Raw genomic sequence first — 25,224 nt, 5'->3', positions numbered from 1 at the left:
CCATACGCGTCCCTTATGCGGACCATTCCTGAGGAGATCCAATGACGCATCACGTTTCCCGGCGCAGCATCCTTCGGCTCGGAGCGGCCACCGCCCTTTTGCCCTGGCTGCCGCAGTTCGCCGCCGGGGCGGCGAACGCGGAGGCGCCGGCCGCGGGCGCAGCGCCCGCCGCGGCTGCGCTCCACCCCTTCAAACTGTCCGACGTCAGCCTGGGGCAGGGGGTGTTCGCCCGGAAACGTGAGCTGATCCTGAACTTCGCCCGCGGGTACGACGAGCGCCGCTACCTCAACGTCTTCCGGGCCAACGCCGGCCTGCAGCCCGTTGCCGGGGTGGTCCCGCTGCCCGCCGGCGGCTGGGAAGGGCTCGACGGCGAAGCCAACGGCAACCTGCGCGGGCACTTCACCGGCCACCACATGTCCATGCTCGCCCAGGCCTACGCCGGCACGGGGGAGGAGGTCTTCGGCACCAAGCTGCGGAACCTGGTGACCTCCCTGCACGAATGCCGCGACGCGCTTTCCCGGGAACCCGGCATCCTGACCACCGGAGGCCGCCTGCCGGGGACCGCCGTCGACATCGCACGCGGTTCCTACCTCTACGGCCAGCTGCCCGCCGGCTCCGTGGACGGGCTGACGGCCCTCACCTTCGCTGCGTGGGTGCGTCCGACGGCGGCGGCCAACTGGGAGCGGATCTTCGACTTCGGGAATGACACCAGGACCTACGCGTTCCTCGCCCAGCGCGACGGCGCCGGACTGCCGCGGTTCGCCATCACCCGGAACTTCGCCGGGGGTGAGCAGACGATCGTGGGCACCGCCCCGCTGCCGGTCAACGAGTGGAGCCACGTTGCGGTCACCCTGGACGGCCGGGCCGGAACCCTGTACGTCAACGGAAAGCAGGCCGGCCGCAATGCCGCCCTGACCTTGACCCCGGCCCTGCTGGGAAGCCTTGCCAACGTCTGGCTTGGCCGGTCGCAGTACAACGATCCGACCTTCGCCGGCGCCTACCAGGACGTTAACATCTGGTCCTCGGCGCTCAGCGCGGCGCAGGTGGCCGAACTCGCGGCAGCGCCGGCGTCGAACTCTTCTGCCGGAAACGGCGACGTCGTCGCCCTCGCCTGCGGCGAAAGCAGCGGGTCCGTGCTGGCGGACGCTTCCGGCAAGGACCGCAGCGCCACCCTCCGGCGCACCTGGGGACTGCCCAGCCACCCCGGCTTCCTCGCGGCGTACCCGGAGACCCAGTTCATCGAACTCGAGAGCAGGACCACACCGGACTACCTCCGCGTCTGGGCCCCCTATTACACCGCCCACAAAATCCTGAAGGGACTCCTCGACGCCTACTCGGCCACCGCGGAAACGAAGGCCCTGGACCTGGCAGCCGGACTCTGCGACTGGATGCACTCGCGGCTGAGCAAACTCACGCCCGCGGTGCGCCAGCGGATGTGGGGAATTTTCTCCAGCGGCGAATACGGCGGCATCGTGGAGGCCATCCTGGAGACGCATGCCCACACGGGCAGGCCTGAGCACCTGGAGCTGGCCAGGTACTTCGACCTCGACTCCCTCATCGATGCGTGCGCCCAGAACAAGGACGTCCTCGCCGGCCTGCACGCCAACCAGCACATCCCGATCTTCACCGGCCTGGTGCTGATGTACAACTCCACCGGCGAGGAACGCTACCTCACCGCCGCGCGCAACTTCTGGGGCATGGTGGTGCCCACGCGGATGTTCAGCATCGGCGGAACCAGCCAGGGTGAGTTCTGGAAGGAACGGGACCGGATCGCGGCGTTCCTGAACGCGACCGACGCCGAATCCTGCTGCGCCTACAACATGCTCAAACTGACGCGCGAACTGTTCTTCAAGGACCAGAACCCCGCATACATGGACTACTACGAGCGGGCGCTCTTCAACCAGGTCCTCGGGTCCAAGCAGGACCGGGAGGACGCGGAGCTGCCGCTGGCCACCTACTTCATCGGCCTGCAGCCCGGCGCGGTCCGCGACTTCACGCCGAAGCAGGGCACCACGTGCTGCGAAGGCACCGGCCTCGAGTCGGCAACGAAGTACCAGGATTCCGTGTACTTCACCGCCGCGGACGGCAGCGCGCTCTACGTCAACCTCTACATTCCATCCACTCTCCGCTGGGCCGCGAAGAACGTCACGGTCACCCAGAAGACCTCCTTCCCCTTCGAGCAGCGGACCACGCTGCAGGTAGCGGGCTCCGGACAGTTCGAGCTGCGGCTGCGGGTACCGGCGTGGGCTACGACCGGTTTTGCCGTCCGGGTCAACGGCGCACCGGCAGAGGCGACGGCGGCGCCGGGCACGTACCTGGGCATCGCCAGGACCTGGAAGGACGGGGACACGGTGGAGGTGGAGATGCCGTTCACGCTCCGCGCCGAACGGGCCCAGGACGATCCTTCCGTGCAGAGCCTGATGTACGGGCCCGTCCACCTCGTGGCGCGGGATTCCCGTAGCGAACTTCTCCCCTTCGGCCCGTACGGGACGGCCAAGCTCAACGGGGATCTCGCCCCGGCCATCCAGCCGGTCCCGGGCAAGCCGCTGCACTTTACGCTCGCCGGCGTGGAACTGGCGCCGTTCCTCAAGGGAACCGAGGATGCGTTTCACTCGTACTTCCGGCGCACTGAGCCGTCCGTGGTGTTCGGTGGCACGGACTCCGGCGTGGCCAACCCAGCACGGGCCAACAAGACCACGCTCCTTGACGACGTCTGGCAGTCAGCCCCGTTCGCCAACAAGCCCGAGCTGCTGCTGCGTGTCACCCGGGCGGCGGACACGTGGGTCTCCGAAGGCCTGCTCAGCCGCGCGGATGCGGACCGGATCTACGGTGCGGCCCAGCAGGCGGCATTTACCAGCCCCGAAGGTGAAATCGACGACCTGCAGCGGATTGCGGCTGCGGCGCTCGCGGCGGGCCGGATCACGGCCGACACCAGTGACATGCTCGGCGCGCGGCTGAAATCGGCCGGCAAGGCACTCGCCCAGAAGACCCCTGCCAAGGCCGTGCACTACCTCGGGCAGTACATCGACGGCGTCACCCGGGACATCACCGACGAGTCCCTGCGCGACCTGCTGGTCAGCGGCGCCCGGGCACTGGTGGCCAGGCTGAACGCCTGAGCCGGCCATCCGGCGTCGTCCGTTTTGATTGTTTCCCATTCCAACCAGCGGCCTCCGGGCCGCCCGAACGAAAGTGTCTCAATGATCCCAACACACTCGCGCGCCCGCACGGGACCGGCGATGACGGCGGCGGCCGCGCTGGCCGCTTCCGCCGCCCTGGCGCTCGGCGGGCTGGTCGCCGCGGCGCCGGCCCACTCCGCCGTCGATGACGGACTTGTCCTCAAATACAACCTGACGGAAACCGGCGGGACGGTGGCGGAGGACAGCTCCGGCAACGGCCGCAACGGCACGATCAGCGGGGATGCGACACCACTGGGCGGCGAAGGCCTGCAGCTCGGCGGCACGAACGCCCACGTCCGGCTGCCGAACGACGTCATGCGCGGGCTGGACTCCATCACCGTCTCCACCGACGTGAAGATCGCGGCCGACCAGGGCGCCCCGTACTTCATCTGGGGCCTGGGAAACACCGCCAACGGCACCGGCAACGGCTACCTCTTCGCCACTGGCAACTCGTACCGGACCTCCATTGCCAGCGGAAACTGGGCCACCGAGCAGACCACCAGCGCCAACCGGGACCTGGCCCGCGGAGCCTGGAAAACCATCACCTACACCCTGAGCGGCGGCACCGCCGTCCTCTACGAGGACGGCACCGAGGTGGCCCGGAAGACCGGCGTCACCATCACGCCCGGAAGCATCGGGGGAGGAACGACGACGGCCAACTACCTCGGGCGGTCCGTGTACACCGGCGACAAGTACCTCAAGGGCCAGGTCCGCGACTTCCGCATCTACAACCGTGCCCTCTCGGCCGATGAGGTGCGGGAGCTCGGGTACGTTTCCCCGGAGCAGCGGGTAGCCCTCGACCTGCAGGACCTGTCGCTGGGGGACACCTCCGCCGTGACGGCCAACCTGAAATTGCCCGCGACCGGTCCGAACGGCTCGGCCTACACCTGGTCGTCCTCGGATCCGGCCACGGTCTCCGCCCAGGGGACAGTCACCCGGCCGGCCAACGGCACCGGAGACGCCGCGGTGACGCTGACCGCGACGGCCACGTCAGGTGAGGCATCGGCGTCGAAAGCGTTTAGCGTTACGGTGCCGGAAGACATCAGCGACGACCAGAAGGTCACCGAAGCCGCGGCAGCGCTGACCGTGTGGGATGCCGACGCGATCCGCGGGGACATCACCCTTCCCGCGGCGGGGCTGTACGGAACCGCCGTGGAATGGAAGTCGAACGACGACGCCGTCATCACCGCCACCGGCGAGGTCACCCGGCCCGCCTACGGCAGCAAGGCTGCCGTGCTCAACCTGCAGGCAACAGTCACCCTGGGCAAAGCCAAGACCAAGAAGAAGTTCCGCGTCACGGTGCTGCCGCTGCCCAAGGCCGAAGCCAAGGAAGGCTACGCCTTCGCGTACTTCACCGGCAACGACCTCGCCGGCGAGAACATCTACCTGGCCGCCAGCCGCGGCAACGACGCCCTCAAATGGGACGAACTGAACGGCGGAAACCCCGTCCTCAAGTCCGGGCTCGGCACCAAGGGCCTGCGCGACCCGTTCATCATCCGCTCCCCGGAGGGCGACAAGTTCTACATGATCGCCACGGACCTCTCCATCGGCAGCGGCACCAGCTGGGACTCCTCCCAGCGCCAGGGCAGCCAGTACATCGAGGTCTGGGAATCGACCGACCTGGTGAACTGGTCCGGGCAGCGTCACGTGAAGGTCTCGCCGGACACCGCGGGCAACACCTGGGCGCCGGAAGCGCACTACGACGAGAAGATCGGCGCCTACGTGGTCTACTGGGCCTCCAAGATCTACGCGGAGAACGACCCCAACCACACCGGCGGCACCTACAACAAGATGATGTACTCCACCACCCGGGACTTCAGGACGTTCACCGAGGCCAAGGTGTGGAACGATCCCGGCAACTCGGTCATTGACTCCACGGTCATTAAGGAGGGTGACACCTACTACCGGTTCACCAAGGACGAGGGACAGGTCTCCGGCTGCCTGGACATCATGCAGGAAAAGTCGAGCGACCTGCTCGCCATCGACGGGCCCGCGACCAACCCGCGCAACTGGACGCTGATGGCCAACTGCATCGGCAAGAAGGCCGGAACGGGCGGCGTGGAAGGACCAACCATTTTCAAGTCGAACACCGAGGAAAAGTACTACCTGTTCGTCGACGAATTCGGCGGGCGCGGCTACATCCCGCTGGAAAGCACCAGCCTGGAAAACCCCAACTGGAAGCTGTCCACCAACTACGAACTGCCGCGCGCGCCGCGCCACGGCACGGTCCTGCCCGTCACCAGGACGGAGCTGGAGCGCCTGCACAGCCAGCTGTAACTTGGCCCTGACTCAGGGATGCAAGGGGCTCCGCCTGTACCGGCGGAGCCCCTTGTTCTTTGCGTTTATCTCTTGCCGTACTTCTTGTGGACAGCCTGCTTGCTGACGCCGAGTGCGTGGGCGATCGCCTCCCAGGACAAACCCGAGAGGCGGGCCCGCCGCACCAGGGCCGCTTCCGCCCGTCCGATCTCCCGGTGCAGCTCAGCCACGGCCTGCAGGCCATTCACAGGATTGTCGCCGTCCATGGATCCCACCAAAGTTTTCAACCGGTCCACCTCCATGGCGTCAACGTTAGTTGACAATGGATGGCGCGTCAACGAAAGTTGACGGCGCTTGGCGTGCAGGGGCCTGGCAATGTGACGCTGTCGCATGATTCGTCAACCGGTTGACCAGGCAGGAATAATGGCTCGGGGGTCGAGCGCGGTCTCCCCCCGCATCCCCCCATTCCTGAAAACCATTCTGGAGAAAAAGTATGGAAAGCACTGGCATGATGGCCCTCTTTCTGGCTGGCTCTGACAGCCTGGCCACAAGCGCCCTGCCCCAGGCCCCCACGGTCACCGAGGAGCGGGCGCCGCGGCCAACTGCCTGGAGCACCTTCCGGGGCAGGACCGCCAGCGCACTGCACCGCCTCGCCTGGGCCGTCGAGCCGAAGGTGTCCGGCAACCGCTGATCCCGGCCATAAACTCCTGGCGGCCTAGAATCCTCTTAGTGATTTCTGCCCGCCCTCACGCTTTGGAGTTTCAATGATCCGGAAGGCTGCTGCCGGAGACGCCGCCGCCCTTGCTGACCTGGCGGCGGCGACTTTCCCGCTCGCTTGCCCGCCTGGAGCCTCGCCGGAGGACATCCGGCTCCACCTCAAGCGGACACTCAGCAAGGACCGGTTCGCGGAGTACCTCGCCGACAGCAAAATCGCCATCCTGGTACTTGACGAGGACGGCCGGCTTGACGGGTACACCCTGCTCGTCGACCGGCAGCCAACAGACCCGGATGTGCTCCGTGCCCTGGATGGCCACCGGTCCGTTGAGCTGAGCAAGTGCTACGTACACCCGGACCACCACGGACGGGGCGCGGCCGCCATGCTGATGCGGGCCTCGCTGGACTGGGCGGCGCACCAGGGCGCGGCGAGCGTCTGGCTCGGGGTCAACAGCGAGAATGCCAAGGCCATTCGCTTCTACGAAAAATCCGGCTTCACCAGGATCGGGGCGAAGTCATTCACCCTCGGCGACTCGGTGGAGAGTGACTTCATTCTGGAGTACCCGCTCCCGCCGCTGGGCTGACCACGCGGCCCCTCCGTGGGAAGGAAGCCAGCAGCTGCTGCCGCATGGTGAGCCGGCTGCTCCGGACCACCACGAACACGCCGAGCAATCCCGCCAGCAGCACGACCGCGCCGCCGGCGGCCACCGACCACCGGGCGCCGAACGTGCTGCCGAGCCAGCCCATGAGCGGTGCCCCCAGAGCCGTCCCGCCTTGCAGGGTTGCCAGGTAGAGGGCCAGCACGCGGCCCCTGAACTGCGGCTGCACCGAGAGCTGGATGCTCGTATTGCAGCTGTTCAGGAAGGTCATTGAGGCCAGTCCCACCGGGACCAGAACGGCGGCGTACAGCCAGAACGACGGCGACACGCTGGCTATCAGTGTGAACAGGCCCAGGCCCAGCGCCCCGCCAAGCAGGAAACGGAGGCGGGGGCGGGATCTGCGGGCAGCAAGCAGTGCGCCGGATAGTGTTCCAACGGCCATGATCGAGCCCAATAGCCCGAACTCGCCCGGCCCCATGCCGAATTCCGCCGTGGACATCAGCGCGTTGGTGATGGGAAAGTTCATGCCGAAGGCACCGAGGATAGCTACCAGGACAAGGATGAGTACCAGGTCGGGCCGCCGGCGCACATAGCCCAGTCCCTCCGCAACCTGGTGCTTGCCGCGGGCCGCCGGTACGGCCGGGGCCAGATCTGATCTGCGGATCCGGGTCAACGAGATGATGACGGCGATGAAACTGGCTGCGTTGAGCAGGAACACGGGGCCGGTTCCGGCCCACGCGATGAGGACTCCTGCGATCGCAGGGCCGGTGAGCCTTGCGGTGTTGAAGGAAGCGGAGTTGAGGGACACCGCGTTGGCGATGTGGTCCTGTCCCACGAGCTCGGAGACGAAGGCCTGGCGCGCCGGTCCGTCGATGGCGCTTGCCAGCCCGAGGAACAGGGCGGCCGCGTAGACCTGCCACAGCTGCGCCGAACCGGTCACCACCAGGAGTCCGACGACCAGCCCGCACAGGCCCATGGCCGACTGCGTCCACAGCAGGATGGCGCGTTTGGGGTACCGGTCTGCCAGGACGCCCGCATAAGGCCCGAGCAGCAGCATGGGAAGGAACTGCAGGGCTGTCGTGATGCCGACAGCGGTGCCCGAGTGGTCCGTGAGAACCGTCAGGACCAGCCAGTCCTGCGCCACCCGCTGCATCCAGGTGCCGATGTTGGAGACCAAGGCGCCGCCGGCCCACAGACGGTAATTAGGGTTTTCCAGCGCCCGGAATGTGGTGCTCATTGGGCGATCATCTCCTGGAGGATGTGCGCGGCCCGGCTCAGAGTAAGCCGGTCCTCCGGACTCAAGCCGGCCACGCGCTGGGCCAGCCAGGCGGTCCGCTGCTCGCGTGCCTCTGCCAGGGCGGCCTCCCCGGCAAGGGTGATGCTCACCTGGATTTGCCGGCCGTCCGCCGGGTGGGCTGAGCGGGACACGAAGCCCTGCTCTGCGAGGGCGTTCACGATCCGGGTCATCGACGGCGCCTGCACGTGCTCCCGGTCCGCCAGTTCCCTCGGCGTGTGGGGTCCGCGGCCGTCGAGTTGGGCGAGGACCGTGTACTGGCCCGGGGTGATGACGTCGCCGGTTGCCTCTACCCGGAGCCGGCGGGATGTCCGCATGACTGCTGTCCGGAGATCGATGGCCAGGGTATCGGGGCTGATGGAATCGGTAGCTTCTGCGTCTGTCGCTTGTGTTGGCGGCATCTGGCGCCTCCTAAAGGTGGTGATTAGCGCAGCTAATTAGCACTGCTAACTATTATCGTCCGAAGTTGGCGGTGCCGCAACCGCCGGCGATGTGAAGTATGTCTATCGGGAGCCGGACATGAGGCGCAGCATCTGGTCGCTGGCCTCGCTGCCAGGGGCCGGTGTATACACCACGAGGTGGAGATCGGGACGGTCCGAGGGGGAGAGTTGATGGTGTTCCAGCTGAAGGATTCCCACTGCCGGATGGTGGAAAAGCCGCTCGCGGGATTCGAAGCCGAGGATGTCGTACCGGTCCCAGGCCGCCCGGAATTCGGGGCTGGCCTCCTGGAGCCGTTCCACCTGGTACTTGATGTCCGGATCGCCGAGGCGCTGTCCGGTTTCGGCCCGGAACTCCGCAAGGAAGCGCTTGCTCGTAATCTCCCAGTCGGGAAGCAGGTCCCGGACGTAGGGGTCCGTGAAAACCAGCCACAAAAGATTGCGGTCCGGTGCAGGAACTTTTGCGATGTTGGGGTAGAGCGCCGCGTAGGCCGTGTTCCAGCCTGCGACTCCCCAGTCGGGGAACAGGGCGAAGGCCGGGTTGGGGTCCAGTGCATCCATCAACCGCTGAACGTGGGCCGGTGCGGTGGCGGCCGCGGGGCTGGCAGGCGCCGTCGTCGCGTAGCCCCCGAGCGACAGGACGTAGGCGAGGCCGGTGTCCGAAAGATGCAGGGAGCGGCAGATGGACTCCAGGACCTGCCGGGACGGACTGATGTCCCTGCCCTGCTCGAGCCACGTGTACCACGTGACGCTCACTCCGGAGAGGAACGCGATCTCTTCCCGGCGGAGGCCGCGCTCGCGCTCCCGCTTGCGGGCTATGGGCGGAAGGCCGTACTCGGCCCGCACTGCCTGGTCACGGCGGGCCCTGAGGAAGAGGCCAAGCTCCTTGCGCCTCTCAGATACCTGCACCCGTAAATACTATTACTCCTGGTACTCCCACTACTAGTATCAGGACCGTCTTCCGCGTGCCGGATGGACCATGCAGGATGATATTCATGCCTGCACTACGCTCTAAAACAGTCACCCACGGCCGCAACATGGCCGGCGCCCGCGCACTGCTGCGCGCCTCCGGCGTCGCCAACTCAGACATCGGCAAGCCCATCATCGCGGTGGCTAACTCCTTCACCGAATTCGTGCCCGGCCACACCCACCTCGCCCCCGTGGGCAGGATCGTCTCCGACGCGATCCTCGCCGCCGGCGCCGTGCCGCGCGAGTTCAACACCATCGCCGTGGATGACGGCATCGCCATGGGCCACTCCGGCATGCTCTACTCGCTGCCTTCCCGCGACCTGATCGCCGACTCCGTGGAGTATATGGTCAATGCCCACTGCGCCGACGCCCTGGTCTGCATCTCCAACTGCGACAAGATCACCCCGGGCATGCTCATGGCCGCGCTGCGCCTGAACATCCCCACGGTGTTCGTCTCCGGCGGCCCCATGGAAGCCGGCCGCGTGACCCTGACCGACGGCTCCGTGCGCTCCCTGGACCTGGTGAACGCCATTGCCGACGCCGTGGACGAATCCATCTCCGATGCAGACATCAACCTCATCGAAGAGAATGCCTGTCCCACCTGCGGTTCCTGCTCCGGCATGTTCACCGCCAACTCCATGAACTGCCTCACCGAGGCCATCGGCCTGTCCCTGCCGGGCAACGGTTCCGTGCTGGCCACCCATACCGCGCGCAAGGCGCTGTACGAGAAGGCCGGTTCCACCGTCGTCGAGCTGGTGAAGCGCTATTACGACGGCGACGACGCCTCCGTGCTGCCGCGCTCCATCGCCACTGCGCAGGCCTTCGACAACGCCATGGCCCTGGATATCGCCATGGGCGGTTCCACCAACACCATCCTGCACCTGCTGGCCGCGGCCCAGGAGGCGGGCGTGGACTACGGCTTGGCCGAGATCGACGCCAAGTCCCGCAGGGTGCCCTGCCTGGCAAAGGTGGCCCCGAACGTCGCCAAGGACAAGACCTACTACATGGAGGACGTGCACCGCGCGGGCGGCATCCCTGCCCTGCTGGGCGAGCTGAACCGCGGCGGGCTCCTGCACAAGGACGTCCACTCTGTGCACTCCGCCGACCTGGACGGCTGGCTGGATGACTGGGACATCCGCGGCGGCAAGGCCACCGAGGAAGCGAAGGCGCTGTGGCACGCGGCTCCCGGTGGCGTCCGTTCCTCCACCGCGTTCTCCCAGTCGAACGAGTGGACCTCTTTGGACACCGACGGCGCGGAAGGCTGCATCCGCTCCGTGGAGCACGCCTACTCCAAGGACGGCGGACTGGCCGTGCTCAGGGGCAACGTGGCCGTCGACGGCGCGGTGGTGAAGACCGCCGGCGTGGACGAGTCCATCTGGACCTTCGAGGGCCCGGCCGTTGTGTGCGAGTCCCAGGACGAAGCCGTGGAAAAGATCCTGAACAAGACAGTCAAGGAAGGCGACGTGGTGGTCATCCGCTACGAAGGCCCCAAGGGCGGTCCGGGCATGCAGGAAATGCTCTACCCGACGTCGTTCCTAAAGGGCCGCGGCCTCGGCAAGAAGTGCGCCCTCATCACCGACGGCCGCTTCTCCGGCGGTACCTCCGGCCTGTCGATCGGGCACATCTCCCCGGAGGCTGCCTCCGGCGGCACCATCGCCCTGGTGGAGAACGGCGACATCATCAGCATCGACATCACGCAGCGCTTTCTCCAGTTGAAGGTCTCCGACGAGGTCCTCGCCGAACGCCGTGAAAAACTGGAAGTTAATGGGGGTTACAAGGCCAAGAACCGGGACCGCCAGGTTTCCGCGGCGCTGCGGGCCTACGCAGCCATGGCCCTGTCAGCGGACAAGGGCGCCGTTAGGGACGTTTCCCTCGTGGAAAACTAGCCAACAGCGCAGCCGAAAGGCACGAACCCGATCATCGCCTTTGCCGGATGGCAAGGAACTATCCTGCACCGTGAGCCGCATGCGGTGCCGCCGTGCTCGCCCGGATGACGAGCTGGGTGGGCACCAGGGTGACGCCTGGTTCGGTGGTGTTGGTGCGGAGCTGCTGCAGGACGTTGTCGACGCAGCGTTCGCCGACATCGGCGAAGTTCTGGTGCACAGTGGTGAGCGGGGGAGCGTAGGAGGACGCTTCCGGGACGTCGTCGAACCCCACCAGGCTGATGTCGCCCGGGACGGATTTTCCTTTTTCCCGGAAGGCCCGCAGCAGGCCGAGAGCCATGTGGTCGTTCGCAGCGAAAACCGCGGTGCAGCCCGGCTCGTCGGCGAGCCGGAGGCCGGCGGTGTAGCCGGAGTCCGCTGACCAGTCGCCGCGGAGCACGGGCGGGACGATGCGGCCGGCGGCACTGAGGGTGGCGCGCCAGGCGGCGGCGCGGCGTTCGCTGGCGAACGATTCCTCAGGGCCGGCGACGTGCCAGACGGTCGCGTGCCCGAGTTCCAGCAGGTGCTGGACGGCCTTGCGTGCGCCGTCGGCCTGGTCGGTGTCCACCACGCTGTAATTATCGCCCGCGTCGGAATCCACCACCACGACCTTCACTCCCGGGGGCAGCGTCACTGTCGCTGCGTCCAGGAGGTGGACCTCCATGATGGCGATCACGGCGTCCACGGCGAGCTCGCCCATCCGGGAGAACGCCCCCTGGATTCCGGCCTGGGTTGGCGCCGTCACCGGTATCAAGGTGATGGCGAAGTCCTGCCCGGCCGCGTGGAGCGCTATGGCCTCGAGCGTGCGCATGTTCCCCAGCGAGGACAGCGAGAAGGTGATCACGCCGATGGTGCGGAAACTGCCGCGCTTCAGCGCCCGGGCGGCACTGTTCGGCCGGTACCCCAGTTCGTTCATGGCTGCGATGACCTGACGCCGCGTGCTTTCGATGACGTCCGGGCTCCCGTTGGACACGCGGGAAACCGTTTGGGACGAGACTCCGGCGAGCTTGGCGACGTCGGCCATGGATACCTGCTGCTTGCGCCGGGGCATTGCCCCTTCTTGCCGCGCGGCGACGGCCGCCCCCTTCGCGGGGGACAAATTGTGGACCGGGGGTTGACCGGATTCGTGCTCCATGTCACCATCGTACCAATCATGTTTGCGCAAACATTAACAAAACAGCACAAGAATGTTTACGCAAACAGAACACTCAACCGCTGCCCGCGAGGTGGCGCAGCCCAACAGAGGACCCTTCATGACAATGACGTCCCCGCAAGTCGCGGCGCGGGCCGGAACGGCCGCCCCGGCAGGCCGTACGAACCGCCGCGGCGGCCGTCCCGCCAGCGGCCGATCGTGGGCCGGCTGGTGGTTCGTCGGCCCGTTCATGGCCGTGTTCGCCTTGGTTTTCCTTGCCCCGATCGCCTACTCCATATACCTGAGCGTCTTCCGCAACCAGCTCATCGGCGGCACGGCGTTCGTGGGCCTGGACAACTATGCCCGGGCGTTGGGGGACCCGCAGTTCTGGTCTGCGCTGGGCCGGGTCTCGCTGTTCCTGGCAGTCCAGGTGCCGGTCATGCTGATGATCGCGCTGGTTGTTGCCCTCGCCCTGGACAGCGGACGGCTCTACGGAAGGTCCTTCTTCCGGATCTCGATCTTCCTTCCCTATGCGGTACCGGCCGTCGTCGCCACCCTCATGTGGGGCTTCATGTACGGCACCCGCTTCGGCCTGGTGGGCAACATCAACCAGGCGTTCGGCCTCAACCTGCCCAGCCCGCTCTCCTCGGAACTGGTGCTGGCCTCCATCGGCAACATCGTCACGTGGGAGTTCATCGGCTACAACATGCTGATCTTCTACTCCGCGCTGACCGTCATCCCCAAATCCCTCTATGAGGCCGCCGAGATCGACGGCGCCGGCCAGTTGAGGGTCATCGCCGCCATCAAGTTGCCGGCCATCCGCGGCGCCATCGTCGTGGCCACCATTTTCTCCGTGATCGGCAGCTTCCAGCTCTTCAACGAGCCCAGCATCCTCAAGAGCCTCTCGCCCAACACCATCTCAACGTTCTTCACGCCCAACCTGTACGCCTTCTCGCTGTCGTTCTCCGGGCAGCAGTACAACTACTCCGCCACGGTGGCGATCATCATGGGCCTGATCACCATGGCCATCGCCTACGCCGTCCAGGTCCGCGGCATGCGAAAGGAGCGCTGACCATGAGCGTTCAGACCGCCGCCCGCCCCGGCAGCGCCGGCACGGCCACGTCCCCGGCAAGGCTCCGCACCCCGCGCCTGCGGTCCCCGCGCACAGCCGGATCCCGGCGCTCGCGCCGCAGCGTGGCGCTGACGCTGCTGATGGGCCTTGTCCTGCTGTACAGCCTGGCCCCGCTGTTCTGGCTCCTGGTCAACGCCACCAAAACCCAGGACGGCCTGCTCAATTCGTTCGGACTGTGGTTCGACGTTGATTTCGCCCTTTGGGACAACATCGCCCGGACGGCAACATACGACGGCGGGATCTTCCTTCGCTGGTTCGCCAACACGGTCCTTTACGTTGTGCTCGGTGCCGGCGGCGCCACCTTCCTCGCGGTCCTCGGCGGCTACGCGCTGGCCAAGTTCGACTTCCCCGGACGGAAGGCCGTGTTTGCCGTCGTCATTGGCGCCGTGGCCATACCCGGCACAGCCCTTGCGGTCCCCACCTTCCTGATGTTCAGCCAGATGGGCCTCACCAACACCCCCTGGGCCGTGATCATCCCCTCGCTCATCTCGCCGTTCGGCCTGTACCTCATGTGGACCTTCGCGGCCGAGGCCATCCCCACCGAGATCATGGAGTCCGCCCGGATCGACGGAGCCAGCGAGGCCCGCACGTTCTTCCAGGTCTGCCTGCCGCTGCTGACCCCGGGCATCGTCACCGTGCTGCTCTTCACCATGGTGGCCACCTGGAACAACTACTTCCTGCCGCTCATCATGCTGAAAAACCCTGACTGGTACCCCCTCACCCTGGGCCTCAACGCCTGGAACGCTCAGGCCGGCACCGCCGGCGGGGAAGCCATCTTCAACCTCGTCATTACAGGTTCCCTGCTCACCATCCTGCCGCTGATCGCAGCGTTCCTGCTGCTCCAGCGCTACTGGCAATCCGGCCTTTCCGCCGGAAGCGTCAAAGAATAACGCCCGTCCCCTCCCACCAACAACGCAGTTAGAAGGAAGACATGTTCAAGACCCTGACCCGCCGCGGCCTGCTGCAGACCTCCGCCGTCGCCGCCGCACTCGCCCTGGGGCTCACCGCCTGCGGAGGCGGCAGCAGCGCGGCGCCGCAGCAAACTGTCAACAGCGACGCCGTCGAAGCGGCCCTCCAAAAAGGCGGCAAGCTGACGGTGTGGGCCTGGGACCAGTCGCTGAAGAAGGTCGCCGAAGGCTTCGAGGCCAAGTACCCCAACGTGGACGTCAACCTGGTCAACGCCGGCACCGGCAACGACCAGTACACCGCGCTGCAGAACGCCATCTCCGCCGGCTCCGGCGTGCCCGACGTCGCACAGATCGAGTACTACGCCCTTCCGCAGTTCGCCCTCAGCAAGTCACTGGCTGACCTCGGCCAGTTCGGCGCCACGGGCCTGGACGGCACCTTCACGGCCGGTCCATGGTCCTCGGTGCAGGCACAGGGCGGTGTCTACGGCCTCCCCATGGACTCCGGCCCCATGGCCCTGTTCTACAACAAGGAACTGTTCGACAAGTACGGCATCGCGGTGCCCACCACCTGGGACGAGTTCCTCGAGGCCGGCCGCGCGCTGAAGAAGGCGGACCCCAAGGCCTACATCGCCAACGACACCGGCGACGCCGGGTTCACCACCAGCATGATCTGGCAGGCAGGAGGAAAGCCCTACCAGGTGGACGGCACCAACGTCGCGGTGAACTTCTCCGACGAAGGTTCCACCAAATTCGCCGAAACCTGGCAAAAGCTCATCGACGAGGACCTCCTGGCCCCCATCACCTCCTGGAGCGACGAGTGGTACAAGGGCCTCGGCAACGGAACCATCGCCACCCTTTCCACCGGCGCCTGGATGCCCGGGAACCTGGTCTCCGGCGTCGCCGACGGTGCCGGCAAATGGCGGGTCGCCCCCTTGCCGCAGTGGGAGAAGGGCGCCAACAGCAGCGCCGAAAACGGCGGCAGCTCGCTGGCCATCCCCGCAGCGAGCAGCCAGGCGGCCCTGGCCTACGGCTTCCTGAAGTACTCCAACGTTGAAGAAGGCGTCCAGGCCAGGATCGACGGCGGGGCGTTCCCCGCCACCGCAAAAGACCTCGCGTCCGAGAAATTCCAAAACACCCAGTTCAAGTACTTCGGTGGCCAGAAGGCCAACCAGATCTTCGCCGAATCAGCGAAGAACGTTCCCGCCGGCTGGTCCTACCTGTCGTTCCAGGTCTACGCCAACAGCATCTTCAACGACACCGCCGGCCAGGCCTACGTCTCCGGCACCAAGCTCAAGGACGGCCTGGCCGCGTGGCAGAAGGCCTCGGTCAAGTACGGCACCGAGCAGGGCTTCAGCGTCAAGGAATAACAGCCCACCCGTAACCCAGGCGCACCCAAAAAGAGGAACCCATGACCCACACCACCCACCACCGCTGGCTGCGCTGGCCGTCCCCGGACACCAAGAGGCTGGCCTTCGGTGCCGACTACAACCCCGAGCAGTGGCCCCGCGAAGTCTGGGCCGAGGACGTGCGGCTCATGAAGGAAGCCGGGGTCAACATCGTCTCCCTGGCCATCTTCTCGTGGGCACGCATCCAGCCCTCGCGGGAGACCTGGGACTTTGCCTGGCTCGACGACATCATCGGCCTGCTCCACGCCAACGGCATTGCCGTGGACCTCGCCACCGCCACCGCATCCCCGCCGCCGTGGCTGGCCGCCGAGCACCCGGAAATCCTGCCGGTCACCCGGAACGGCGAAACCCTGTGGCCGGGCGGCAGGCAGCACTGGCGGCCCACGTCGCCGGTGTTCCGCGAGCACGCACTGACGCTCGTGCGCACCATGGCGGAGCGCTACAAGGACCACCCGGCTGTCTGCGCCTGGCACATTTCCAACGAGCTCGGCTGCCACAACGTCTATGACTATTCCGACGACGCCGCGGCCGCCTTCCGTGCCTGGCTCCAGGACCGCTACGGGACACTCGAGGAACTGAACACAGCCTGGGGGACCGACTTCTGGTCGCAGCGCTACGCGGACTGGAACCACATCTTCCCGCCGCGGAAGGCGGCTTCCTATCCGAACCCCACGCAGCAGCTGGACTTCAAGCGCTTCTCCTCGGACTCGCTGCGGGATTACCTCCGCGCCGAACGCAGGATCCTCAGCAGCATCACCCCGGACATCCCCGTCACCACCAATTTCATGGTCATGGGGGAGACGAAGGGGATGGACTATGCCGGCTGGGCCGCCGACGTCGACTTCGTCTCCAACGACCACTACGTGGTTCCGGGACCGCAGGACCATGACGAGCTGTCCTTCTCCGCGAACCTGACCGGCAACATCGCGGGCGGCAACCCCTGGTTTCTCATGGAGCACTCCACCAGTGCCGTCAACTGGCAGCCCGTGAACACACCCAAGAAGCCCGGGGCCCTCGCCCGGGACTCCCTCACCCACGTGGCCCACGGCGCGGACGCGGTCTGCTTCTTCCAGTGGCGCCAGTCCCGTGCCGGGGCAGAAAAATACCACTCAGCGATGGTGTCTCACGTCGGCAGCGACAGCAGGCTCTTCCGCGACGTCACCGCCCTGGGCCGGACGCTCGGCGACCTTTCGGCGCTGGCCGGCAGCCGGCGCGAACCGGCCCGGGCCGCGATCCTCTTCGACTGGGATTCCTGGTGGGCCAGCGAACTGGACTCCCATCCGAGCGACCGGCTCCGCTACCGGCAGGAGGCGCTGGACTGGTACTCGGCGTTCCTCGCCAGCGGCATCCGCGCTGACGTGCTTCCGGTAGCGGCATCGCTTAAGGGCTACCAGCTGGTCATCGCGCCGGTCCTGCATGTGGTGCCGGCGGAGCTGCGCTCGCGCCTGACTGCATTCGTCGAGTCCGGCGGGCACCTCGTGACCACCTACTTCTCCGGCGTCGTGGACCAGAACGACCACGTGTGGCTCGGCGGATATCCCGGCGCACTCAGCGGTCTGCTGGGGATCCGGGTGGAAGAGTTCGGGCCACTGGCCCCCGGCGAAGAGGCAACGCTCGACGGCGGGCCGAGAGGCACGTTGTGGGCGGACTCCGTCGCCGCCACGTCCGGGGACACGAAGGTCCTGCGCCGGTTCACCTCCGGTGACCGCGCCGGCGAACCGGCGGTGACCCGGCGCAGTGTGGGCAGCGGATCCGCCGGCTACGTGGCGACGCGCCTCGGGCCCGACGGGCTGGTCCCGGTCCTGCAGGAATTCGCCGGCCTGGCCGGCGTCGAGTCCGAACTGCCCGTGGACCTGCGTGGCGCCGTCGAACTTGCCGTCCGCACCGGTGAGGACGGGCGCTTCCTTTTCCTGATCAACCGCACGGACCAGGCCGTCGATATCTCGGCTGTTCCCGGCGCCATCCTCGCGGGAACGGGCCCGGCCGACGGCACTGCCAAGCTCGCGGCCCGCGGCGTGGCAGTCCTGCAAACCACCAACTAAAGCAGCAATCCCCACAGATCAGCACTTCACCGCACCGAAGGGAATTCAATGACGAACAGATCCAGACGGCCCTGGGCCATGACCGCCGCCGGCGTCACCGCGGCGGTCTTCTGCGCAGGGCTCGTGGCCGGGCCTGCGCTGGCCGCCCAGACACCCCCCAATGCGGCCGAAGAACCCGTGCCGGCCGGCGCCGTGACCGTGCGGCCGGACCCGTCCTATCAGGGCGAAGCCTTCGAAGGATGGGGTACCAGCCTGGTCTGGTTCGCCAACGCCACCGGCGACTATCCGGAGGAAATCCGCAGCAAGCTTGCCGACATGGTCTTCGGCGACGAGGGGCTGAACCTCAACATCGCCCGCTACAACATCGGCGGCGGCAACGCACCGGACGTGAAGGACTACTTGCGGGCCGGCGGCGCCGTGGAGGGCTGGTGGAAGGCACCGGAAGGCACCACGCGGACGGACAAGGACTGGTGGGATCCGAAAAATCCGGAGCACTGGAACCTCGACGCCGACCAGACGCAGCGCTGGTGGGTGGACCGGATCAAGAACGACATCACACACTGGGAGGCCTTCAGCAACTCCCCGCCGTGGTTCCAAACGGTCAGTGGCTACGTCTCCGGGGGCTTCAACTCCTCGCAGGACCAGCTGCGGACCGAAAGCGTTGACGATTTCTCCTCCTATCTGGTGGGCGTCGTCAAACAGCTGGAAAAAGCGCACGGCATCAAGATCGACACGATCGATCCCATGAACGAACCGAACACTCCGTACTGGGGGACCACCCTGAATTCGGCGGGCCAGCCTGTCGGCGGCCGGCAGGAAGGCGCCCACATGGGCCCCGAACTGCAGCAGAAGGTGGTCCAGTCCCTGGCCAGGGCCCTGGCCGGTGCGGACACCGGCGCCGTCATCAGCGCCATGGACGAAACCAACCCCTCGACGTTCGCCAGCAACTGGAACAGCTATTCCGCAGACGCCAAGGCGGACGTGGGGCAGCTCAACGTCCACACCTACGGGACCGGGCAGCGGACAGCCGTCCGCGACATCGCCAAGGGCGAGCACAAGCCCCTGTGGATGAGCGAAACCGGCGGCTCCTGGCTGGACGGGCAGAACTTCACCAGCATGCAGCCCGGCCTCGGCCTGGCCCAGCACATGGTCAACGACCTCCGCGAGCTCGAACCCGAGGCCTGGGTGTTCTGGCAGCCCGTTGAGGACTACAACAACATGAAGCCCGGCGGCGAAAGCGCCATCGGATCCAACTGGGGCGAGATCCAGCTGCCCTTCGACTGCGCGTCCGGTGACACCCTCCAAAGCTGCCCGATCTACACGAACACCAAGTTCAACACCGCGCGGAACTTCACGCACTACATCAAGCCCGGTGACCGCCTGGTCAAGGTGGACGACACCAACAGCGCGGCCGCCGTCTCCGACTCCGGAGCCACGGTGGTGCACGTGAACGACAGCAAGCAGCAGCGACAGGTCGCCCTGGATCTTTCCGGCTTCGAAGCCGTCCAGGGGAACACCACCGTAACGCCGGTGACCAGCGATGCCTCCGGCGCACTGGTGCAGGGCGCTCCGGTCGCCGTCGGAAAGGACCACACGGCGGTCCTCACGGTGCCTGCCGAGTCGGTCACGACGTTCCTCGTCAACGGTGTGCACGGCGTGGCCAAGGACGCCGCGCTGATCCAGGCGGATCACGTCTACAGCCTCCGGGGAGTCGAAAGCGGCAAGTCCCTGACCTCGGGAGCCGGCAGTGCCGCCGTCATCCGCGCCGGCGCCGGCGCCGACCAGCAGTGGACCATCCGCCGCCTCAGCGGCGGGAACAGCAGCCGTGCCCGTTACGCACTTGAAACGCCCGACGGCGGGCGGCAACTCGCCGTCGTCGACGGAACGCCGCAGCTGGTTCCGGCAGAAGCAACACCGGCGGACGCCTTCCAGTGGACCATGTCCACCACCGGCGACGGCACCTACACGTTCGTCAACGCAGCTACCGGCCGGCTCCTCGAAGTGGGCGGGCACGCCACCGCGGACGGGTCCCCGGTGACCCTGTGGACCGCCAACTCCGGTGAGAACCAGCGCTGGCGGGTCACCGACGAAACCGTCCAGGGGTTCTGGAACGTCGAGGCCTTCACGGTACCCGGGACGGCCCCGCAGCTGCCCGCGACGGTGGTCTCCGTCTACCGGGACGGCGCCCGGGGGAAACTGCCGGTGACCTGGACCATGCCGCCGGAAAGCCGGTGGAGCAAGCCCGGAACCGTTGACGTGCGCGGAACGGCGACGGACGTCCTGGGAGTCGCGCATCCGGTGACCGCCAAAGTCACCGTCGACACGCTGGTGGCCACTCTTCCGGCGCGGGCCAAGACCTATGCCGGCGGAACGCCCGTGCTGCCCGCCACCGTAACGGCGGTGACTGCCGGCGGCAGCAAGGTGGAGCGGCCGGTGGTCTGGAATGAGGCTCCCGCCTTCACCGAAACCGGCGTGGTGAGCGTTGCCGGAACGGCAAACTCCGCCGACGGACGCACGTTGCCGGCCACCGTGCGTGTCCAGGTCACGGCGGGAACGGCCGACAACGTTGCGGATGACCCCGGCACCACGTTCAGCGCCTCGTTCACCGAGCCCGGCTACGGCACAGCCGGACTGGGCAACGGCAACCTCACGGACAAGGCCTGGTCCAACTGGAAGTCCGGCACCAAGAACACCACCGACACGCTGTCCGTGTCGCTGGCCAGCCAGAAGACGGTGACCGGCGTGAAGGTCCACTTCTACCGCGACGGATCAACCGACAGCTACGCCCAGAGCCTCCAGGTGCAGACCAAGGCAGCCGACGGTACATGGCAGAACGCAGGCACGGCGGTCCAGGTCCCCGGCGGCAGCCCCGCCCCCGTGGTCACGGTTCCGGTTGCCAACGTGGACACCAAGGACGTGCGCGTGGTGCTCACCGCCCGGCCGAACACCCACATGACCGTCAGTGAAGTGCAGGTCCTGGCGCAGGCGCCAGGCCAGTCCTCCGACGCCGCGGCAGCGGGAATTTCCGTCAACGGCCAGCCGCTGGCCGGCTTCGACCCGCGCGTCACCTCCTACCGGACCGGTGTCCAGGGCCAGCGCCAGGAGGTCACGGCCACCGCGGCAGACCCGTACGCCACGGTCACTGTGCGTCAGGCTGACGCGCAGTCCGGAACCGCCGTGGTCACGGTCCGGAGCGAAGACGGCAGCCAGACCCGGACCTACGAGGTCGTTTTCGGCCGGTAGGTCTGGCGGCTCATGGCAGGGCACCGGGTGCATCCCCTTTGGGCGCACCCGGTGCCCTGATTCCGTTTTTCCCAGCCTTCACGGCGGCCCTTATTCCGCGGCTGCCCCGAAGCCGGTGGGGTCGGCCAGGAACCGGGCGAACCCGAGTTCCGCCGCGCCAATCATCATCAGGTTGGACCCCAGCGCCGCGGGGTGCACCTTGACCTGGCCGGCAGGGCCGTCCATCGCCTGGGACAGCAGCAGGCTGTCGAGGGCGGACGGCGCCAGCGCGTAGAGGACGCCCAGGAAGCCGTCGAGGATGATCACCTCCGGGTTGAAGGTGTTGACGGCGTTCCGCAGCGCGATGGCCAGATATCCCAGCTGCCGGGAGATCTCCTCGGCGACGGCGGGACTGCCCGACGCACGGAGCGCCTGTTCCAGCTGGGGCGTGTCGCCGCCGCTGAGGCCGAGCAGCTCAAAGAGCCGGCCCTGGGACACCTCGGTTTCCAGGCAGCCGGTGGCGCCGCAGTGGCACTGTTCGCCGGCGGTCCGGACGAAGGTGTGGCCCAGTTCCCCGGCGTAGCCCGAGGCGCCGCGGAGCAGCATCCCGTTGGAAATGATCCCGCCGCCGATGCCGCTGGCCCCGCCGTTGAGGTAGATGAGGTTGTCCCGCCCGGCGCCGGCCCCGAAGATCAGTTCCGCCTCGGCCGCGAGTGAGGCATCGTTGGCCGCCTGGCAGGCGTAACCCGTGGCTTCACTCAGCATCCGGGCCACCGGTTCGTCCCGCCAGCCCAGGTGCGGGGCATGGGTGACCGTTCCGTCGTCGGGATTTACCAGGCCCGGCACCGCCACCCCGACGCCGGTGATCCGGTACGAGTGCTCCAGCTCTGTGCGCATCCCCTCGATCACGGCCGCGGCGATGTTGACCGCCTCCCGTGCGCTGGGAATCCGTTCAGTGGCGAACCGGATCTTCTTCTGGACGATGCCGCCGAGGTTGACCAGCCCGATGGTGACCGCGTCGATCTCCGGATAAACAGCCAGCGCCGCAATGGACGGGCTCGGCCGCACCTCGGGGCTCGGGCGGCCCACCTGGGCTTCGCCGGTGGGCGCCGTCTCGTAGACCAGGCCGAGCGACGTGAGCTGGCCGATCAGGGTTCCGACGGTTGACCTGTTGAGCCCGGTGCGTTTCGTCAGCTGTGCCCGGCTGAGGACGCGGTGGTGGTGGACCAGGGACGTGATCAGGGCCAGGTTGTTCCGCCGGGAGGGGTCCAGCTCGCTCGGCGGGGCGGTCGGGGCAGCCCGTTGGCGAGGGGAAGGCATCATCGGAACGATATCAGCTGCCGAAGACCTTGGTGTCGAGGAAGTCGTTGCGGAACTTCCCCTCGGGATCGAGGCGGCCCGCGAGGACTTTGAAGTCGGCGAAGCGCGGGTAAAGCGGCGCGAGGCGGGAGGCATCGCCGTCGAACAGTTTGCCCCAGTGCGGACGGGCGCGGAACGGCGCCAGCTCAGCCTCGATCACCGGGAGCACGGCCTCGACGGCGTCTTGGTCCTGCCGCCAGGTGAGGTGCAGGCCGATGCTGTCGGTTCCGTAGTTCGGGCTCAGCCAGAGGCTGTCCCCGGCCATGGTGCGGATTTCCGAAACCAGCAGCAGCGGAGTCACCAGATGGGAAAGTCGGCGCATCGCCCGGATGGCGTCGACAGCGTGCTCGCGGGGGACGAGGTATTCGCTCTGCAGCTCGTCGCCCTTGCTTGGCGTGAATTCCATCCGGAAGTGGGCCAGCCTGTCCGACCACGGGCCCGGGACGCCCAACTGCTGTGTGCAGGTACTGCCGGAGACCCCGGGAATGGGGTGCCGCGCGTCCGGTGCCGGGGTGCCGCCATAGAAACTGGGGCGGGCCGCTACTCCTGCTTCCTCCGTCCTGGCCTTGAGCCAGGCCTGCCCGATCCGGTCCCCGCTCCAGTCGGTGAACAGGCTGACGCTGTAGGCCGAGGAGGTGACGTCGTCGAAATTCTCCAGCACCTGGTCCCAGGAGAGGTCCTCAAAGACCGTCTGCACCACCGGGAAGGCAGGTTCGATGTCCAGAGTGAGGCTGCTGACCACGCCCAGGGCGCCAAGGCCCACCACCATCCCGTCGAAGTCCGGGGTTTCGCCGCGGCGGGCGGTGAGGATCGCGCCGTCGGCGGTGACCAGTTCAAGGCCGGCGACGGCGGTGGCCAGGTTGCCGTTCCGGTCACCTGATCCGTGGGTGGCGGTGGCGACGGCCCCGGCCACAGAGATGTGGGGGAGGGAAGCCAGGTTGTGCAGCGCGTAGCCTTGCCGCTGCAGCTCTGCCGCCAGGGTCCCGTAGCGCGTGCCGCCGCTCACTGTCACCGTCATGTTCGCGGAGTCCACCTCGATTGCGGGCGCCAAGTGTTCGAGCGAGATCAGGGCGCCGGTGGTGTCGGCGATGCGGTTGAAGGAGTGCCGCGAACCGAGCGCGCGGAGCCGGGGCGCGCCGGCCACGAGGTCCTGCAGCTCCGGCACCGTCCGCGGTTCGCGGACCTCCGCGGCGGCGTACCTGAGGTTGCCGGCCCAATTGTACTCCGCGGTGTGCAGCTCAGTTCCTGCTTCGCTAACCATTGCCTGCCCTTCTTTTGGTGTTTCAGAGAACATAACACTCAATGACGTGCCGCGGATAGGCTTCGGTGGCATCATATCTTGGAATTTCGCCCTGAAAAACGGTTGACAGCGTGGCAAAAGCGAATATGTTTGTTTGTGGAACATTTACCGGATCTTCCCGCGGGACAGGTCCCTCCAAACCAAACGGGAGCACTCAATGGCGATTCAGCCCACGCGTGATGACAAGTTTTCCTTCGGCCTGTGGACTGTCGGCTGGGAGGCGCAGGACCAGTTCGGCTCCGCAACCCGCCCGCCGCTGGACACCGTGGAGGCCATCAACCGGCTCAGTGACCTGGGCGCCTACGGCATCACCTTCCACGACAACGACCTGTTCCCGTTCGGCTGCTCCGCGGCTGACCGGCAGCGGGAGATCGACCGCCTGACCGGCGCACTGAAGGCCACCGGCATGGTGGTGCCCATGGTCACCACCAACCTGTTCAGCCATCCGGTCTTCAAGGATGGCGGCTTTACCAGCAACGACCGGGGTGTGCGCCGCTTTGCCCTGCGAAAGGTCCTGGCGAACATCGACCTCGCCGCCGAACTGGGTGCGGAGACGTTCGTCATGTGGGGCGGCCGGGAAGGCAGCGAGTACGACGCCGGCAAGGACATCCGCGGCGCCCTCGAGCGCTACCGCGAGGCCGTGAACCTGCTGGGCGACTACGTGACGGACAAGGGCTACAACATCCGCTTCGCGATCGAGCCCAAGCCCAACGAACCGCGCGGCGACATCCTGCTGCCCACCCTGGGCCACGCCCTGGCGTTCATTGAGACCCTCGAGCGCCCGGAGCTCGTGGGCATCAACCCCGAAACGGGCCACGAGCAGATGGCCGGGTTGAACTTCACCCACGGCATCGCCCAGGCGCTGTACCAGGGCAAGCTCTTCCACATCGACCTCAACGGCCAGCGCTCCATCAAGTTCGACCAGGACCTGGTGTTCGGCCACGGCGACCTGCAGAACGCCTTCTCCCTGGTTGACCTGCTGGAGAACGGCGGTCCGCAGGGCGGGCCGGCCTACGACGGGCCGCGCCACTTCGATTACAAGCCCAGCCGCACGGAGGACATCAACGGTGTCTGGGATTCCGCCGCGGCCAACATGCAGACCTACCTGCTGCTCAAGGAACGCGCCAAGGCTTTCCGCTCCGACCCCGACGTGCAGGCTGCCCTGGAGGCGTCGCGCGTCTCCGAGATCAACGTGCCCACCCTGAACCCGGGCGAAGGCTATGAACAGCTTCTCGCGGACCGCTCGTCCTACGAGGATTTCGACGCCGACGCCTACTTCGGCGGCAAGGGCTTCGGTTTCGTCAAGCTCCAGCAGCTCTTCATCGAGCACCTGCTCGGCGCCCGCTAGTACTGTGA

18 protein-coding genes are annotated in these 25,224 nt (G+C 67.0%); 11 read left to right on the top strand and 7 right to left on the bottom strand.

The genetic code is table 11. The features are described from left to right. Positions 1-41 precede the first annotated feature (41 nt). The gene (locus ABIE00_RS22175; protein ID WP_354262781.1) at positions 42-3,116 is read left to right on the top strand and encodes a beta-L-arabinofuranosidase domain-containing protein; all 3,075 of its coding nucleotides are present in this window, start codon (positions 42-44) and stop codon (positions 3,114-3,116) included. 81 nt (positions 3,117-3,197) lie between these two features. Then, positions 3,198-5,453, top strand: a complete 2,256-nt coding sequence (locus ABIE00_RS22170) for an immunoglobulin-like domain-containing protein (protein WP_354262780.1) — start codon at positions 3,198-3,200, stop codon at positions 5,451-5,453. Between the two features lie 65 nt (positions 5,454-5,518). Here the strand turns inward: ABIE00_RS22170 and ABIE00_RS22165 are convergent, their stop codons facing one another. Further along, positions 5,519-5,824 carry an ECF-type sigma factor gene (locus ABIE00_RS22165; protein WP_354262779.1) on the bottom strand — a complete coding sequence of 102 codons (306 nt, stop codon included), beginning with the start codon at positions 5,822-5,824 and terminating at the stop codon, positions 5,519-5,521. Between the two features lie 116 nt (positions 5,825-5,940). Between ABIE00_RS22165 and ABIE00_RS22160 the strand changes: the two genes are divergently transcribed. Both ABIE00_RS22160 and ABIE00_RS22155 read left to right on the top strand, forming a co-directional pair. Continuing rightward, positions 5,941-6,123, top strand: a complete 183-nt coding sequence (locus tag ABIE00_RS22160) for a hypothetical protein (protein WP_354262777.1) — start codon at positions 5,941-5,943, stop codon at positions 6,121-6,123. Between the two features lie 73 nt (positions 6,124-6,196). Next, entirely contained in the window at positions 6,197-6,730 is a 534-nt protein-coding gene (locus tag ABIE00_RS22155; RefSeq protein WP_354262775.1) for a GNAT family N-acetyltransferase, read from the top strand. Here the strand turns inward: ABIE00_RS22155 and ABIE00_RS22150 are convergent. From ABIE00_RS22150 to ABIE00_RS22140, 3 genes are all read right to left on the bottom strand, one after another. Next, positions 6,696-7,982 (bottom strand): MFS transporter, encoded by a 1,287-nt coding sequence (locus ABIE00_RS22150; protein ID WP_354262774.1) that lies wholly within the window; start codon positions 7,980-7,982, stop codon positions 6,696-6,698. The genes ABIE00_RS22155 and ABIE00_RS22150 overlap by 35 nt on opposite strands. Next, positions 7,979-8,440 (bottom strand): MarR family winged helix-turn-helix transcriptional regulator, encoded by a 462-nt coding sequence (locus ABIE00_RS22145; RefSeq protein ID WP_354262773.1) that lies wholly within the window; start codon positions 8,438-8,440, stop codon positions 7,979-7,981. The genes ABIE00_RS22150 and ABIE00_RS22145 overlap by 4 nt, the downstream gene beginning before the upstream one ends. A gap of 102 nt (positions 8,441-8,542) precedes the next feature. Beyond that, complete coding sequence (locus ABIE00_RS22140) at positions 8,543-9,385, bottom strand: helix-turn-helix transcriptional regulator (RefSeq protein ID WP_354262772.1); 843 nt, start codon at positions 9,383-9,385, stop codon at positions 8,543-8,545. Positions 9,386-9,471: 86 nt separating this feature from the next. Between ABIE00_RS22140 and ilvD the strand changes: the two genes are divergently transcribed. Next, positions 9,472-11,331, top strand: coding sequence for a dihydroxy-acid dehydratase (gene ilvD / locus ABIE00_RS22135; protein WP_331572558.1), 1,860 nt, complete (start codon positions 9,472-9,474; stop codon positions 11,329-11,331). Between the two features lie 58 nt (positions 11,332-11,389). Here the strand turns inward: ilvD and ABIE00_RS22130 are convergent, their stop codons facing one another. Next, the gene (locus tag ABIE00_RS22130; protein ID WP_354262771.1) at positions 11,390-12,418 is read right to left on the bottom strand and encodes a LacI family DNA-binding transcriptional regulator; all 1,029 of its coding nucleotides are present in this window, start codon (positions 12,416-12,418) and stop codon (positions 11,390-11,392) included. A gap of 208 nt (positions 12,419-12,626) precedes the next feature. On the opposite strand from ABIE00_RS22130, the gene ABIE00_RS22125 reads away from it, so the two are divergent. Genes ABIE00_RS22125 through ABIE00_RS22105 form a run of 5 tightly spaced genes read left to right on the top strand, consistent with a single transcriptional unit; the run spans position 12,627 to position 21,230 of the window. Beyond that, positions 12,627-13,571: a carbohydrate ABC transporter permease gene (locus ABIE00_RS22125; protein WP_502914299.1), complete on the top strand. Its 945-nt coding sequence runs from the start codon at positions 12,627-12,629 to the stop codon at positions 13,569-13,571. 2 nt (positions 13,572-13,573) lie between these two features. Beyond that, the gene (locus tag ABIE00_RS22120) at positions 13,574-14,521 is read left to right on the top strand and encodes a carbohydrate ABC transporter permease (RefSeq protein WP_354262769.1); all 948 of its coding nucleotides are present in this window, start codon (positions 13,574-13,576) and stop codon (positions 14,519-14,521) included. A gap of 41 nt (positions 14,522-14,562) precedes the next feature. Next, the gene (locus ABIE00_RS22115) at positions 14,563-15,906 is read left to right on the top strand and encodes an ABC transporter substrate-binding protein (RefSeq protein WP_354262768.1); all 1,344 of its coding nucleotides are present in this window, start codon (positions 14,563-14,565) and stop codon (positions 15,904-15,906) included. 41 nt (positions 15,907-15,947) lie between these two features. Continuing rightward, entirely contained in the window at positions 15,948-17,987 is a 2,040-nt protein-coding gene (locus ABIE00_RS22110) for a beta-galactosidase (RefSeq protein WP_354262767.1), read from the top strand. A 48-nt stretch (positions 17,988-18,035) separates the two neighbouring features. Next, a complete protein-coding gene (locus ABIE00_RS22105; RefSeq protein WP_354262766.1) occupies positions 18,036-21,230 on the top strand; it encodes an Ig-like domain-containing protein in 3,195 nt (1,064 codons plus the stop codon). A gap of 90 nt (positions 21,231-21,320) precedes the next feature. Here ABIE00_RS22105 and ABIE00_RS22100 read toward each other — a convergent pair whose 3' ends face one another. Together ABIE00_RS22100 and ABIE00_RS22095 are read right to left on the bottom strand one after the other, a co-directional pair. Beyond that, positions 21,321-22,532: an ROK family protein gene (locus tag ABIE00_RS22100; RefSeq protein WP_354262764.1), complete on the bottom strand. Its 1,212-nt coding sequence runs from the start codon at positions 22,530-22,532 to the stop codon at positions 21,321-21,323. Between the two features lie 10 nt (positions 22,533-22,542). Next, positions 22,543-23,829 carry an FAD-binding protein gene (locus ABIE00_RS22095; protein ID WP_354262763.1) on the bottom strand — a complete coding sequence of 429 codons (1,287 nt, stop codon included), beginning with the start codon at positions 23,827-23,829 and terminating at the stop codon, positions 22,543-22,545. Positions 23,830-24,025: 196 nt separating this feature from the next. Between ABIE00_RS22095 and xylA the strand changes: the two genes are divergently transcribed. After that, positions 24,026-25,216: a xylose isomerase gene (xylA, locus tag ABIE00_RS22090; RefSeq protein ID WP_354262762.1), complete on the top strand. Its 1,191-nt coding sequence runs from the start codon at positions 24,026-24,028 to the stop codon at positions 25,214-25,216. The last annotated feature ends 8 nt before the right edge of the window (positions 25,217-25,224 follow it).

The organism is Arthrobacter sp. OAP107, assembly GCF_040546765.1.
Lineage (GTDB): Bacteria > Actinomycetota > Actinomycetes > Actinomycetales > Micrococcaceae > Arthrobacter.
The sequence above is the reverse complement of the archived record's forward strand: the minus strand, read 5'-3'. Positions and strand labels throughout refer to the sequence as shown.